Below are 15,904 nucleotides of genomic sequence, written 5' to 3'. Positions count from 1 at the left end.
AAACACGGGGGTTAAACTACCCCCGTGTTAAATTACTTCTAGTTCTCTAGCGCTAAATTCAAGCCTTTTTGATAATATTGCTTCCTCACTTCTTCAGGAACCATACTTCCACCAGTCCCCCAAATAATATGTGTACCCTTCCTCACTTTTTCTGTTAAATTATGCTTCAATAAATAATCGGTTCCCTCTTTACATAATTTCATTGGTCCTATCATCCCTGCTAGTGCAGAAGGTTCTAAATGGAGCCCCTCTGTATCGACTAATTTCTTAAGTAACTTATACAACTGTTCATCGCTAACTGTATAACTACCACTTAAAAAAGGTTCCATAGTTTTACCCACAAATCCAGATGGTCTTCCTACAGCAAGTCCGTCCGCGTCTGTGACATTATCAATGCCAATATCTTGTACAGAAATTTTATCATGAAGTCCAGTCATTAAACCAAGTAACATACATGGAGAGTGGGTAGGTTCTGCAAAGAAACAATGGGCATTGTCTTTATACAATAACTTTAAGCCAAATGCTACTCCTCCAGGTCCACCACCTACTCCGCACGGAAGGTAAACAAATAAAGGATGTTCATCATTTACTGTTATCTCTAACTCTTCTAATTGTTTTTGCAAACGAGATGCCGCTACCGCATATCCTAAAAACAAATCATGGGAGTTTTCATCATCAACAAAATAGCAACTAGGGTCTGCATTTGCTTGCAGTCGCCCTTCTTCTACCGCTTTACTATAATCAGCTTCGTATTCAATCACTGTCACATTTTTACTTCTTAACAAATCTTTTTTCCACTCTTTTGCATCGGCTGACATATGAACAGTCACATTAAAACCTAACTTAGCACTCATAATACCTATACTAAGACCTAAATTTCCAGTCGAGCCTACTGCAATTGAATATTGCGAGAAGAAACTTCGAAACTTATCACTATCTAAAATCGAATAATCATCTTGTATCGTTAACATTTGATGTTGAAAAGCTAATTCCTCTGCATGTTTGAGAATTTCATAAATTCCCCCTCTTGCTTTAATAGATCCTGATATAGGAAGATGACTATCACACTTTAACAATAATTCACCTAATATAGGTTGTTGATAATCCTGTTCTAAGGATTGTTTCATGAAAGGAACTCTCACTAAAGGTGATTCTATGATACCGTTCATTCCTTTTGTTTCTGGAAAAACCTTAGCAATATATGGAGCAAAACGTTTCAACCTTTCCTCTGCATCCCTTACATCTTCTTGAGTGAGGGGGGATTTTTTAATTCCCGTTTGAAATTTTTCGATATTGGGATTAATCCAAAATACTTCTTCCATCGAAATGAGCCTGCTTAGTAAAGGATATTGGTCTTTCCATTTTTGTATATCTTTGCTTTCAATCTCCTTCATTTATCTAATCCTCCTAATTTTCTTATAGCAATTTGCACAATAAAATTACATTAAATTAATTTTAATAAAGTTTAACATATAATTATCTTTATGTTAATTTTTATTTACTTTAATTAAATTAAATTTAACACTTTATTAAAGAGAATGCATTAGTAAAAGCCTAAACAAATTAAAGTTTCACTATGATATTGTAAGAAATTCAGCAACCGGTCCTAGTATAAGTACCGGCAGAAATGTTAAGGCACCTATTAAAAAGATAGTCCCAAGTAGAATTCCTCCAAATAACCGATTATCTGTTTGAAAGGTTCCTCTAGTCTCAGGTACAACCTTTTTCCTTTTGAGTCCAACTGCGACGGCAAGCATTGTAATCACACCTAAATATCTACCAATATACATAACAATTCCCGTTGAAAGATTCCAAAAAGGCGTGTTATCCCTTAATCCTTCAAATCCAGATCCGTTGTTAACAGCAGATGACGTGTATTCATATATAATTTGCGTTAAACCATGAAAACCCGGATTAGAAATTGCATCTGTTCCTAGATTCGTAGAAAATGCAATTGCTGCAGCTCCAAGAATAAGTAATGGCTGAGACACAATCGTGACTGCTATTAACTTCATTTCTTTTCCTTCTATTTTTTTGTTAAGAAACTCCGGTGTACGTCCCACCATTAATCCGGCTAGAAACACAGCAATCATTGCATGCATGACGACATTCATAAACCCAAGTCCGATCCCTCCAAACACGGTACCTAAAAGCATGTTTATAAGTGGAACCATTCCACCAATCGGTGTTAATGTGTCGTGTGAGATTCATACCAATAACTAACGGATGTTTTAAACACCAAATGTGTATTCAATTTGCAGCTTCTTGTTTTGATACAGTGTTATCCGATTAATTAAAATGTTGAATACCTCATATAAATCCTGTTTTTCATGTAAAAGAGAAAATGCTTTTTTTACTTCTTTTTTTTCTTCAGTTTGCGCTTTAATGTCATTCAACTTCATCAATTGAAGTTCTTTTTCTTTTATATCATTATCTAACCGTGCATCACGTTTAGAAAATACCTCTTTGCCTATTAATTCTTCTATATATAGTTCTATAAGCTTGTCCTTCTTAGATTTTAATTGCTTTATTTCTCGCTTTATAGTCTTTATTTTTTCTTGATTCCTATCTCCATTTTGTGGACTTAATTGTATATCTACATATTTTTCTTTTTCTTTTAACATCGAAAGAATAACTTGACGAATTTCATGATATTGAATCGGCTCGTGATTAACACATGTACCATATCTTTTATATCTTGCACACTTCATATATACCCATTCTCTTTTTTCACCTTTAGTATATTTCCCACTATATACTGCACGAATAGCTGTTCCACAATGAGCACAATACATCATTCCACGGAACTCATTACGCTTATCTACTTTCGTTTTGTTCTGTCTGAGCTTATCTACATTATTTACACGACTCCATTGTGTATTTGAAATTATTTCCGGATGATGATTTTCGAGAACAGTCCATTTTTCCATAGGATTCTTTATTCGTTTTTTTCTTCCATCTATTTTTACAGTACTGTACTTATTCATTATACTTTCACCTTTATACAATGAGTTTACTAAAATAGATTTCACAGTTGGCGCTGACCATATATTTCCCGTTTTTGTCCTTGTTCCCTGTTCATTTAAATACTTAGCAATTGTCTTATAGCCTGTTCCCTTTTCATACAAATCAAATATTTTCTTTACAATCGTTGCTTCGTCCTGATTTATAACTAATTTTTTATCAACTCGATCATATCCAAAGGGCACTTTACCTGTATGCTCACCCCTCCGCACTTTCGCAGTTAGAGCCGCTGATATTGAAACAGACAGAGTTTTTGGAAGTTGCGAAGCAAACATTGCATACATTTCAAACTTCATGTCATTTTTCCCTTCATACAAGCTATCATAATTTTCTTCTATGGTTACCAATCGAATTCCATGCCCCAGAAGTATTTCTTTAATTTCAAGTGCATCTTTTAAGTCCCTGGCTAATCGGTGAATAGATTTAAAAACTACAGTGTCCAATTCTTTTTTTCTAGCCTTTTCTAAAATAAGTTGCATTGCATGTCGTTCTAGCCAAGCAGTTCCAGATATACCATCATCAAAATACACTGAACCTTGATTCCATTCATATCCATTCTTTTCTAACCAATATCTACAAATATCTATCTGATTCTCCACAGAAGATTCTTGTTCATCCCTATCAGTAGAAACACGAACGTATACAGCATATTTCAATTTAATCACCTACTTTACAAATTCTAGGATGATTAAATTATACGAAATAATTTCCCCTTGGGCAAATTATTTAATTATTTTAATTCATTATCAAAAAGAGATAAATTATTAACATTCATCTCTTTTTGGTTAAATTAAAATACTTGAATAACATATACTTTTACAAACACACCATATTTTGATGCCAGTTGTTCCAATTTCTTTTCTCTATATTTGGTAATCGTAAAGAAATGGATTACTGGCACTTTTCCGTTATATTTCTGTTTATATATTTTTGTAAATTCTTCATAGCACTTCAATTTCTCATCGTTTACCACCATCTTTTGAGTACGATCTATTTCAACCGCATGAAGTATCCCCTCATCGTCACGAAACTTTACATCGGGAATAATTTTTTTCTTCTTCTTATCTTTTATATATCTAATTTCAGCTTCCACTTGCCAATCATCGGGACAGAATAAATGTAACCACGCTTCATTACGTAAAATTGCATGTGCAACCCTACCATGATGAACCACTTTCCCTTCTCCGAATAGCTTGTGACCTAATTGATTTAAATAATAAACATGTTCTTTGTTGTAAACTACCTTACTTGTATAAGAAGATAAATCTTTCATAATACGATTAGCATTCCTTATACCACCCATATCATGCACACACATCAAATGCCTTCTTGTTGCAAACTGTAGCTTTCTAATCGTCGCAAGTATCGCCATCTGACGATTGATTTGCATATGTGTTTGCATCCTCATGTTTCTCCACCTCATATTGTTTTAAATGATTCCACATCACTTTATCGCTAATGTAAGGTACTTGAATTTCAATAAGCCGATCTGTTTTAAATATCGCACGACCTGGGATGCTTTGAATTGACTCTAGACCAGGTTCATCGATAACAACACTAGAAGCTGTTTGAGTAGGTAGCCTAAAGCCAAGTTTAGCATCACTGTTCTGCTTTACTTGTCGCGGTAACGTGTCTCCTGTTGGATACTGTGTACAAAAAATAAGTCTAAATCCAAGTGCGCCACCTATACGAGCTATATGAGAAAGCATTTGTTGACACGCTCCTAATAATTTTTTCTGTTTTTCCTTCATGCTTTTGTCTGGACAAAGCTCTGCACCTTCATCAACTATGATGAAATATCGCTCTTTTATATTTGTTTCCACAACATTTGTATAATGTCTATCTTTCATATATTGCATTTTTTCTTCCATCTTCTTAAGAATGGTATTTAACACTATAAAGGCTTCTAGTGGTTTCTCAGCAATGGCGTCCACTTGTTTTAAGTTTTTATATGGACCGAACTCCAAACCGCCTTTCAAATCAATAATGTATAAATGAATATGTTCTGGTTGTGCTAAAGTAAGCGAAGTAAATACATTCTTTAAAAACACTGTCTTGCCCATACGTGTGAGTCCGCCTAATGCCATGTGCGGTGTTTTATCAAAATCATGATAAATTAATCGTTCTAAACTTTGCCCCATTGGAACTTGCCATTTACCTTTCTTTATCAAATTCACATACCAATCCCATTTATCCGGTACATCTTTATAAAATACACGAATGTTTAATTTGTAATTGTCATATTGAATTCGTACAGGCTTACTTAACCCTTCACTCACAACATCCTCTACCTTTTGAATGATTTTTGACGGCATGCCTACCGGCAATCGATACACATAAGTCGTACTACGATCATCCTCTTTTTGCTCAATAAAAACTGGATACTGTAATTTTTCATCTCTCCGGATTGCAATTCCACTTACTTCAAAAAATACTTGTATCTTCTTTCGGTCATTCTCTTTGCTTCTAAACTTATCACCGAATACAGCGAAAATTAATGCCGCCATTGGGACAGATAATAGCTCCAACATATAATCACTCCCTATATCCCTCTTATAGAGGGTATATATCCCTGTTTCAAGGAATACGTGCATACAAGCCAAAAACCTTATGTTATGCCGAATGGTGAATTTCCACATCATATTCCTTCATAGAAACAAAACGAGAACATAACGTAGAAGGTATAGAAATGAGCCTGTGAGCGTTGTGTACAAGGTGACATGTGGAAGCCAATGTGGAACACTCTTCCCCATTTTTCCAGCTGCCTTCATTGCAACTACAGACAAACCTGTTGCCGTCCAGATAATTACCGCTTCCCCTGCGAGTGTCATAATTATTCCTCCTCTTCCTTCTCACGAAATTTAATCCCTGACTTTGTAGCAACAATTTCATAACGTTCCATTAAATCTTGCCAATCAAGAATATCCTCTTCTTCACCGTATAGATCTTCTTCAATCACTTGTGACAAACTGAAATAACCTCTATATTCTTTTTGATTCAATACTTTATGATTTTGCATGTGAGTCAAGATGGATTCTGTTTCTCCTCTTGATCTCGATTGATTATACATTTGCTTTAAATGCTTAGAAGAATAAAGGTAAGGTGTTTCATTTAGATCTGCATATTGCCAACGCATATATCCCTCTCCCTTTTTGATGTCTTTGATTCCACTTGGTATTCCTCGTGGTATTGATATAGGTATATGACCTAGAAAGAAGGATATTGCCTGTCCTTTATAATTTTATTTTTAAAGGGATGTTCAAAAAAATGTTGAACTTTATACAAAAATGAGGTGATACACTTGAAATGTAGACTCCGAGGGATTTTAGATAAAAATGGTATAAAATATAGTTTCTTTGCTGAGAAGGTAAACATTCAACGATCTACAATGAGTTTAATATTAAACGAAAAAAGCATTCCTACACTTCCAGTTGCCATACGTATTGCAAAAGCTTTAAATATGCATGTGGAGGATATATGGGTAGAGGAAGAAACAGAAGATAAATAAAAAAAGCCATCTCATAAGAGATGACTTAATTTGTGGCTGGTAAATTTATATTTGTAAAAGTATTATCAGTATTGATGAAGTTACGAATGTGATTTTTATTTGTGTATAGCTTCAATGAAAGTGGAGTTGCGCCCGTGTATATAAATTCGTTGTTTGTCAGGATTAATTCATTTACTCCTGTCACAGTACCAGAATTTAATATGGCATCGAAGAGTGCGTTAGTGATAGTAATCTTACATTTATCAGCTTTGTAAGTTGTATACGGCTTGTTCGATTCAGATGTAAACAAGCGCTTTGTACTATTAATATCAACAGTACAGTTAGAGAGTAAGGTATATGAGTTTTGTCCGTCAACATTCGTCAAACCTACCTCAACTGTTGTATCTGTTAGCTTAGAATTTGTGATTTCCACGTACATCGGCATGTTATTAAAGATGTGATTGCGGATTTCACAATTCTTAAAGCTAGAGTTGTTGACTATACATTTAGAAAGTACTTTATTGTTTTGCGGTTCAAGTCGTACTTTCAAGTTTTCAAAAGAGCAGTCTTCCACTTGGTGCGTTTTAAATGTGACTTCTCGTTGCGGAACCGCTGGAGAAGACGATTTGAACGTACAATTCTTTAATTTATTGACCAGCACCCACGCTGCCGCAACTGTTTCTGTATAGATGAAATGGCAATCAGACATCGTGCAGTTTTCTGGTATATTAATAGATGCCATGTTTTCGAATTTATTATACTTCAATTCTACTCGATACGTAGCTGCTGCCGTTAAATTGAACGTGCCTCCAGTGTAAGAGTTTCCTTCCACTAGAACATAAGGGTAATAGAAATGTGAATCCATTAATCCGATGTTATTCATATTATTGTAGAACACATTCCCTCTAATTTTCACAGAAGCTACAGCATATAGATTGACCGCAGTAAAATCTATGTCATGGATATGGTTATCGTAAATATCAACATCCCAGCAACCCACTAAAATTCCGTGGAAGCTATCGAAAATATCGTTATCTCGTATCACGCATTTCGAACCATAGCTATCCTCCATGTTGATCGCATAGCGTGTCGGGTCATTAAATAACGGTTTCCCGTCTAGGAACTTAGCAGTTCCTTTCCCATTCCCTCGAATTCTATTATGTTCAATGGTGTTATGGCTACCGCCTAATGTAATGCCGCCACGATGACCATTTAAGATGTCGCAGTTTCGAACCACATTATGTGCTGGGATATTTCCGAACCATACCGTCAACATGTGATTTCGAACGAATGTTTCATCTAAGAATTGGAATCTATATTTCGTAGCACCTACAGGAATTTCGATATCGCTGTACACTCTACGTCTTTTAAGCACTCCGATGAACGCATTATTCTTATCGTAAAAGAAGACATCTAAGAACTTATTCGCTAGGTCAGTATTTCTTGTATAACCCCTACCCGCTAGGAACATTGTGTCCGTCTTTTTGTTAGGATCAAATTGGATTGGTAGCATTTTCGTGATTAATGTCTTTTGGCTAGTGACTGCTTTAGGTTGTCCAGTTACGTAATCCAAAGATTCTATTGTATTCCCTTCATCAAATTCCGTGTAGCTGACAAGACCTGTGCTATGGAACGTAACATTATCACCCATGAAATCCCGAACCGTACAATCCTCTAAGGTGCAGAACATTGAACTTTTCGTAAAGGCTACACCATAACTATGCTCTACAGCAACTTCACTTGGATTTAAAAAACTACGGTCTTCCCTGCATCCAACAATCTCGCCACCTACGAATTTCGCATGTTCTGCTCTCGCAAATGATACAGTAATCCCTACAAAATTATAGTAATCTGTCCCCGTTCTTGTATCGAATGGACTTCTTCTGTCAGAGTCGTAGATGACTTTCAACTTGCAGCGGTGGTTATTGAAAGTAATCCCATCTAGGATCTGAATTGTTCTAGGGTAGCAGAGCGCATAATTACCTGCTGGGAGCTTGACTTTAGTGTAACCTTCATCTTTTGCATACTGTATTGCATTGTTGATGCCTTGAATGTTTTTATCTGCCTGGATGAAATCCTCATCAACATAAGGCTTGCTAGGCAATCCTTTTTTTATACCCCATTTTTCCAAATCAATTAAATAGTTCATTCCCACACCTCTTTTTTGAATTTTTAGATTAATTTTCGTAAAAATAAAAAGAGCATCTCCAACTAATGGAAGATACTCTTTTGTGTTCAGCTCCCTACTTCACATGTACATAGGCTCCATTTGTAGTTACATAGTATGTTTTGCCCTTGCTGTTGTGTACTTTGTACTGTGGTGATCCATCTACATTTACTTTTGCATCAATTGTAAAACCTAATCCTGCATCTAAAGTGCCAGCAACATCTTTATCTGCCCAAGAAGCAGAGTCATAGAAACGTAGGTTGTCCACTTTAGAAACGACACGCTTTCCTACAATCGGATTAACTGGCTCTTTCTTCTCGAATTTGATGTAAGAAGGATTGTTATATACCCACTGATTACCGCCAAGGTTTAGCCACCCATCTTTTTCTCCCCATACTTTATATGATTCTGGTTTATTCAACTGACGAATAACAGAGTAACTTGCATCTGGTCCTTTACGAAGATTTACATTGTAACCTTCAATATATGCAGTGCCTTCCATATTAGCGACTGGTTCGCCTGGTTTAGCTGGTTGTTCTGGAACAGAAACAGCACTATTATTATATGCACGTTGTACATCTGCTCTAAATTGAGCTTCTGATACTCCATGACTACGTAAGTAATCAAGTGGATCTTCATGGTCTGTGCCACCAAGATACTTCGTAACATCATAGTGAGTCCACAATCCTTTTTCTACAGATAATCCGCGGTCACGTAAAATTTTAGCTAGTAGCTTCACGTATTTGTCATATGAACGTTTAAATTTATCATAATCTGTAGTTTCACAAAGCTCTACATGTACAAAACGTTTATTCGCGCCAGGTCCACCGCCATAAGCAATGTACTTTGTATCCGCAATTTGAATCGTCTCGTTCCAATCGACTGCATAGTGTACGAATGCATTTCGCCATGTACGAGTTTCATATTTTTGAATGTTAATAGCTGGCGCTTCTGGAGTTGCTGTACTATGTGCCACTACGCCTTCATAAGCACCTACACCATAACGATATGGTTGTTTCGGTAAATCAGGAATAATAAGTGTTCTATCAGCAAAAGCACCTGTAGCAAAGCTAAATAGGAGCAATGAAGTCATAAATACAGAAGAAACGATTTTTATTGGTTTTTTCATTAAGCATCTTCTCCTTTTTCTTCGTGGTCTGTCCAAATACCAAGTGAGACACCTACTGCAAATACATACGGCAATAATTCCTCAAGAAAGTTATTCGCTTCTGATATTCCGAATTTAGTAAATAGAAATCCAATCAATGAAAAAACCGCAACCCAGGTACGCCAGTTACGGAATCGTTTTTCAATATTTTCTTTTGACATATTACATTCCACCTTTCAGTAATAATCCAATTAATCCAGTTACAATTGCACCAATGATGATTCGAAGAATCCAGGTTGTATTAGCACTGATTTTTTCAAGCTGCTTGTTTATATTCACGATGTCGTTCTCGTTGACAGTAGTACGAGTTTCTAAGCTGCGGATGTCACGTTGCATATCTTTTTGATCTGATTTAATTTGTTGGATCTCTTGCTTTAAATTGTTTAGTTCCTCCAATACCCTCATCCCCTTTTTGACAATAAAAAAAGAAGCATCAGTTATGCTCCCTTTTTTATTGCTATTTAACTGGCAATACCTTCACTGCTTACCATTACTTAATTGGATATGATAGCGAGAATGCTACGTAATGAGTAGTAGCTTCTGGTAGATACATAGAGATATTTCCGTCTTTACCGACTAACACTGTAGCAGCTACAGGTAAGTTCACATTAGAGGAAAGGAAAGCGTTAGCTGCAAAGTATGAATCCTGCTCAGGTGAGATATCCGTAGTGATACGTGCAATGACTTGCTTATTTTTAACTGAGCGGACAGCGCCTGTGATATGTACCAAGTTACCATGACGGCGAAGCTTCACAGGTGTATCACCATCCTGCACTGCATTCGTGATGCTTAGCTCCTCCCAAGGGACATCGTCCATATAGAATAAACCGTCACCTTCTAGCCACACACTGCTTTCATAGTTGCCCTCATTTAAGAAGATAGCTTGCGCTTCTTTGTCATACTTGAAGAATCCAGGGATTAGTCCGTAACGTTGTTCCATCTCTTTAATTACTTCTTGTTTTACCTCATTATAATTTGTAGCCATTATTAAACATCTCCTTCAAATTTTGTTGTTTGATTTGTTGATTCTCTTTAATTACTCGTATTTTTACCGCATTTTGTCTTATCTTTTCTACATCGTTATCACCCCCTTTCGAGCAAAATAAAAAAGACCAGCTATTGCTGCTCTGTAGGTTCCGTTGGATTTTCAGTTGTTGGCGTTTCTGTTTGACCATTCTTTTCTATTAAACCCTGTACTAATGATTCTAACTTTGTCACTCTTTCATTGAGTTGTTTGTTTTCTTCAATCAAACGCTCATTTACTTCTCTTTGTTCTAAAACATGTTCCTTCAACCCTGCCATTGTTACAGATACCATGCTATAAGTATCAACCGTTTCATGCTTTTCGCCTGTAAAAATTTCATCCGCATCATCAGCGATTAAACCGATATTTTTTTTGATTTCTTTTATGGTGTGTAAGTTGTCCGGATCGGACTCTCTTTTTTTGTACAAATTAGCAACGTCAGATTTGAAATAGTATTCTTGGACATTAGCTTCTAGAATTTTTTCTAGAGGTGAGAACGTTAGGTCTTTGATATAAGTTTTTAAACTCCTTTGTGACGTATTAAGAAATCGTTGTGCTTTCAAGTCTGCCCAGCCGCCCCCGCGTGTTAGGAATTGTAATGCTTCAGCATAATCTGGATGCGCTGAGCCACGAATTATGAAGTATGATAATCGTAATTCAGAATCATATTCATTTCTAGCTAAGCACATGATATTCGTGTTATTAACACCTTTTTTATGAAAATAAAATTCGCCAGTGCCACTTGTAAACCATTGGAGCCCATCGCTGGTAGCTTCAAATTGTCCTGAATTCCTAAAGAACAGTAATTGTACATTTGAACTATAAGTATCATTATTGGAATCTTTCACCATTTCGATACTACCCACAGATTCTTTTAAATTGTTCGGGTTAACGATGTTATTAAAAACAAGAGAACCTATCATATTAGAGCCGACAAAAGAGTCAGACCCAAGAACAAGAGCTGGACGTACACTCCCATCACTTCTGTTGAAAAAACCCCAGAATGCCCGTGGTGTTGATTTTTCATATAATGTCATGTATTGTTGTGTCATTTCTACAAAACGGTCGCTATTAGCTGTTCTAATTGTAACCCCTTTTAGTTGTTGAGCTTCTAAAGATTTAGCTACTGTGTTACCATCTAATTCAATTTTTCCCGCTTTAATTTTAACTGTCTCAGCTGTTTGGTTGATTTCTGAAATAACAGTTCCTTTTTTGACGGTGTTACTAATTTCTTTTTCAGTTACCTGAATACGTCCTTCCATTGTCTTTACATACGTATCTTTAGCAAATGTTCCGTCTGATTCAGTTCTTGTATACACATCGGTTTTCTTAGCGGATAATTCAACACCTTTTTCATTGGCTGTAATCCTACGTTCTATATCTGTAACCTTCTGATCATAATCCTCTGTTGCGACTTTATCTGCTAGATCATCCATGATTTTATCTTTATCAACCATGTCATTTGGATTTTCGATGAAAGAACTTGCTGTAATCCCTTTTTGCAGCATCGGACGTGCCATCCAGAAGGTACCATTTTGAAGGACGTATGCTCTTAACCCTACAAGAGCTGCGTCATCCGGAGCTTTTAATGTATGCGATTGTCTGACCCATGTATCATTAGGAATAGTAAAGTCATTAACAGCTGCTTTTAATTGTGTGCCATCTGATTTCCAAAAGATAGGGACCAATCTAATTTTCTTATTGTAGTGTTCATCTATATTTTTAGTCATAAAATACGCTGAAATAACAACATCTTCCCCGGGTTTAACAGGGATTCTATTAGAAGTGAAACTGTTATAAACAAGACTCGTTTGACCATAGCAAGATAATTTACAGCTAAAATCTCCTAAATATGTTGTATCTTTATCTATAACCATTGGAGAGTTATCAGCCGTCCAATATCCCCAGTACTTTGTACCCTGTGTAAATCTGGTGTTTCTAATTTCATTCATTGCACCAATTCCACCAACGTACTCTTCTACCTGTTTTATATCAACCTTAGCTGTGATAGCTTGTGAGTTCTGTTCAATTTTTGTATTAGCATCAGTGATTTGCTTCCCTTGATTTGTTGTAGTGATAGATACTTGTTCAACTTTGCTTGTTAAACCTTTTACATCACTTGTGATTTCAGCAGTACGCTCATCAAGATTTTTTACATCTTGTCCATAATCCTTCAGCAGAACTTCCCATTCTGTCCCGTTCCACTTTTTCAATACACCGGGTTTACCTTGAGAGATATCTTGCCATAGGCTTTTTCCAGCTACTAAACCTACAGTAGGAGCAGTAACACCTTCGTAAATAGTTGTTTGGTAATTCTTTAGATTTTCAACTACCTGTTCAGCTAATTGCTTTGCTGCTTCAGATTCTTTTTGTGCTGCATCTGTTTTCTTATCATTCTCTTTTACTAGTTCCTCTAATTTGTCTAATAATGGTTTATTAGCTTTAGTTTCTAACATACCAAGAATTTTCTTGTACCATTTTTGCAATTCATCACTAACGATAACAATTTCACGATAATCACCAAAATAATATTTATCCTGACTTGGATCAGTATCGCATTCCTCTGCACCGATTGCCCGTGCTTCCAAATAGAGCGGAGGAGAAAATTCGGTATCTTTGATTCGTACTGTGTCTCCACGTCGCACTGCTTCGTGAGATAAACCAAAAATCTTTTCTAATGACTGAGCATCAGCCTTATATATTTGTGAAGTATTAATTCGCTTCTTTAATTCCATTTCACCTAACTGTTTCAAACGCTCTGGCTTCATATCCTGATCTTCTGTTTCAGGAGTATAGATGTCAAAAATATGATGTCCATCTTGATGCCAACGCTTAAAAGCATTGAAGTCATAAATGAAGTTTTTTCCGTCATTAACAGTTTCAATTGTTAGAATTCCGTCTTCCCCTCTATCTAAAACCGGAACAAGTGCAGTAACAATATTTTGCGAATTTTCGATTCGATTGATACCAATAAGATCTTTCCCTAACGTGATTTCTTTACCGCTATCACGCCCAACCTTTTTTACAGCATCTACATATCTAGCAACAATTTGATTGGATTTAATAACTGTACGGAAACGTAATTCCATTCCAAATTCAGATTTTAAACGCTGCAATAAGGCTAATGGATTTGTCGGCTTGTCAATGGTAATGGTTCTAAAACTAGCAAACTCTGTGATTCCTCGTTTCCACTTTGTTCCTTTCACACAGAAATCGATTAATTGAGCAACTGTGTATTGTTCTAGTTTTTGTGGAAGGATAACTTTAGCGCCTTTCAATTTTACATGTTCGCTAAGTGCTACAATCTTTTTCGAACGATTATCACTACCTTGATCAATTTCAGTAATGAAATAGGTGACATACCCACCTTCTCGCACGCGTTTCGCAATTATGTTGCGACTCATTAAGGTAAATGCATCTCGAATATCTTCACCTACCTCAAATTCGAATGTATCTAAAGCATTTTCTAGATCCCATTTTCGTATGTCGTTTCTATAATCTTCTTCTTCAATAATTCCAACAGTTGCTTCTGTTTTAAAATCAAGAATGTGTAATGTATTTTTCATCGATATCGCTCCCTGAATTCCACGTCAACTTTTCCAATATCACGAGGATATGCTGAAATCTTAGTTTGCCCTTTCTTTAATCGCAAAAAGTCACTACTGAAGTCTTTCAAGAATAATTGACTTTCTCCATTTATTCTTATATCACTTTTCTCACTATCTATTTCTATTTTGTCGCCAGTATTAATAATGTAAGGTACATTAAAATCAGCCGGATTATTATAACGCCATACACGCAATTGATTGAAAGATTGGCGCTTAGTTCCGATATCACCAAATACAGCACTGTGAATAACAATTTGGGCAAGTTTACTTTGATTAAATCGATCTTCTATATCATTAAACACCCGGAACATGGCGGAATCATGTTTACCTTTTTCATCTACTTTTGCAATATAAGCTTCCCAACGTTGGTTAACTCGAACGATACGCAATACACCGCTAAACAAGTCCCATGTATTTTCGTAAGTACCGTGAGAACCAATAATTTGCACCATATTATTTTTATTACCTGCATGAATATCTACCCAAGTGTAACTTGTTCCCAATTGATTACGCCAAATTGCCATTTTCCCTATGATTTCGCTAGTTTCGTCTAATAAATATACTTCCATTCGTCCGATTTCGTATGATGTCATTTGAAAATCTAAGTCAACTTCTACCCTGAAATTTTGGATAGGAACTTTAAGAGACCGCTTCAATGCTGGTCCGTGCCAACCGGTCCCTGTTCCGTAATCTGCTGCCTGTAGAGGTCCTTCGCCTGAATTTTCAAACGAACCAGCGACATTTCCGTAATCTACGTAATTTGCCGTTGTCCAACCGATAGTAGTCATAGGTAAATCTGCAATTAGTTCTTCTCTAATAAAAGGCTTTTCCTCCACAGTTGCTGGATAACCAATTCGAAAGAACTGTCCATCATCAGTATCAAGATCAAAGAATGTGCTTTCTCGTGCTGCTGTTAGGGTGATCGTCGGAATTGCTTCTACTGTACCTTTATTTTCTACATCTGCTTTAAAAGTAGAATTTTGATTAATCATTGTGTATTTTTTTTTATCTTTTGATAGTTTATAAGGCATTGGACAAATGAACTTGATTACACCTTTGCCAAGAGTAACGAATTCATCTGGGTCAAAACTTTCATCCACAACAGCCATATAAATTCTGCCCGGTTCTGCATCAAAAATAAGCTCAACTGGCTGTTCTGTGATTAGCCAATCAGCTATTTCTTCTTTCAACTTTTCTAAATCAGATCCATTTGGAACGATAATTCCTACTGGAATATTAAGTACACGAACATCGGTTTCCGTACTTAATAATCTCGCTCCTGGATAATTAGGAACTTGTACAAGGTTTCTCCTTAATGGCGCCCATGTTGGTCTTTTCCATCCTTTTTCTATTTGAATGAAATTTTTACGCTGATTATTAAATGTAAAAGAACTCATTTTGACACCTCTTTTCTTTATAAAACAAA

At 36.1% G+C, this 15,904-nt stretch carries 14 protein-coding genes and 1 pseudogene; 1 reads left to right on the top strand and 14 read right to left on the bottom strand.

What is annotated here, in order from left to right:
• Positions 1-38: 38 nt before the first annotated feature.
• The 7 genes and pseudogenes from JDS96_RS07445 to JDS96_RS07415 form a co-directional block, all read right to left on the bottom strand.
• Complete coding sequence (locus JDS96_RS07445) at positions 39-1,394, bottom strand: D-serine ammonia-lyase (protein ID WP_199666493.1); 1,356 nt, start codon at positions 1,392-1,394, stop codon at positions 39-41.
• 180 nt (positions 1,395-1,574) lie between these two features.
• Positions 1,575-2,201: pseudogene (locus JDS96_RS07440) on the bottom strand (potassium-transporting ATPase subunit KdpA); the annotation flags it as partial.
• A gap of 30 nt (positions 2,202-2,231) precedes the next feature.
• Positions 2,232-3,680, bottom strand: coding sequence for a recombinase family protein (locus tag JDS96_RS07435; protein ID WP_199666492.1), 1,449 nt, complete (start codon positions 3,678-3,680; stop codon positions 2,232-2,234).
• 134 nt (positions 3,681-3,814) lie between these two features.
• Positions 3,815-4,432, bottom strand: coding sequence for a replication-relaxation family protein (locus JDS96_RS07430; protein WP_199666491.1), 618 nt, complete (start codon positions 4,430-4,432; stop codon positions 3,815-3,817).
• Positions 4,374-5,555: an FtsK/SpoIIIE domain-containing protein gene (locus JDS96_RS07425; protein ID WP_199666490.1), complete on the bottom strand. Its 1,182-nt coding sequence runs from the start codon at positions 5,553-5,555 to the stop codon at positions 4,374-4,376. The genes JDS96_RS07430 and JDS96_RS07425 overlap by 59 nt, the downstream gene beginning before the upstream one ends.
• A gap of 117 nt (positions 5,556-5,672) precedes the next feature.
• A complete protein-coding gene (locus tag JDS96_RS07420; RefSeq protein WP_078211524.1) occupies positions 5,673-5,855 on the bottom strand; it encodes a hypothetical protein in 183 nt (60 codons plus the stop codon).
• Positions 5,856-5,857: 2 nt separating this feature from the next.
• On the bottom strand, positions 5,858-6,160 hold the full coding sequence (locus tag JDS96_RS07415) for a hypothetical protein (RefSeq protein WP_078211522.1): 303 nt from the start codon (positions 6,158-6,160) through the stop codon (positions 5,858-5,860).
• A 165-nt stretch (positions 6,161-6,325) separates the two neighbouring features.
• Between JDS96_RS07415 and JDS96_RS07410 the strand changes: the two genes are divergently transcribed.
• Positions 6,326-6,532, top strand: coding sequence for a helix-turn-helix transcriptional regulator (locus JDS96_RS07410; RefSeq protein WP_199666489.1), 207 nt, complete (start codon positions 6,326-6,328; stop codon positions 6,530-6,532).
• Positions 6,533-6,557: 25 nt separating this feature from the next.
• Here JDS96_RS07410 and JDS96_RS07405 read toward each other — a convergent pair whose 3' ends face one another.
• From JDS96_RS07405 to JDS96_RS07375, 7 genes are all read right to left on the bottom strand, one after another.
• Positions 6,558-8,420, bottom strand: coding sequence for a right-handed parallel beta-helix repeat-containing protein (locus tag JDS96_RS07405; protein WP_242479870.1), 1,863 nt, complete (start codon positions 8,418-8,420; stop codon positions 6,558-6,560).
• A 334-nt stretch (positions 8,421-8,754) separates the two neighbouring features.
• Complete coding sequence (locus JDS96_RS07400) at positions 8,755-9,807, bottom strand: N-acetylmuramoyl-L-alanine amidase (protein WP_199666487.1); 1,053 nt, start codon at positions 9,805-9,807, stop codon at positions 8,755-8,757.
• Positions 9,807-10,007, bottom strand: coding sequence for a hypothetical protein (locus tag JDS96_RS07395; protein WP_199666486.1), 201 nt, complete (start codon positions 10,005-10,007; stop codon positions 9,807-9,809). The genes JDS96_RS07400 and JDS96_RS07395 overlap by 1 nt, the downstream gene beginning before the upstream one ends.
• 1 nt (position 10,008) lies before the next feature.
• Positions 10,009-10,251, bottom strand: a complete 243-nt coding sequence (locus JDS96_RS07390) for a hemolysin XhlA family protein (RefSeq protein ID WP_374220991.1) — start codon at positions 10,249-10,251, stop codon at positions 10,009-10,011.
• An 85-nt stretch (positions 10,252-10,336) separates the two neighbouring features.
• Positions 10,337-10,831: a hypothetical protein gene (locus JDS96_RS07385; protein ID WP_199666485.1), complete on the bottom strand. Its 495-nt coding sequence runs from the start codon at positions 10,829-10,831 to the stop codon at positions 10,337-10,339.
• Positions 10,832-10,962: 131 nt separating this feature from the next.
• A complete protein-coding gene (locus JDS96_RS07380; protein ID WP_199666484.1) occupies positions 10,963-14,436 on the bottom strand; it encodes a phage tail spike protein in 3,474 nt (1,157 codons plus the stop codon).
• Complete coding sequence (locus tag JDS96_RS07375; protein WP_199666483.1) at positions 14,433-15,875, bottom strand: distal tail protein Dit; 1,443 nt, start codon at positions 15,873-15,875, stop codon at positions 14,433-14,435. The genes JDS96_RS07380 and JDS96_RS07375 overlap by 4 nt, the downstream gene beginning before the upstream one ends.
• Positions 15,876-15,904: the final 29 nt, after the last annotated feature.

Source organism: Bacillus cereus group sp. N21 (genome assembly GCF_016483395.1).
Taxonomy (GTDB): Bacteria; Bacillota; Bacilli; order Bacillales; family Bacillaceae_G; genus Bacillus_A; species Bacillus_A pseudomycoides.
The sequence above is the reverse complement of the archived record's forward strand: the minus strand, read 5'-3'. Positions and strand labels throughout refer to the sequence as shown.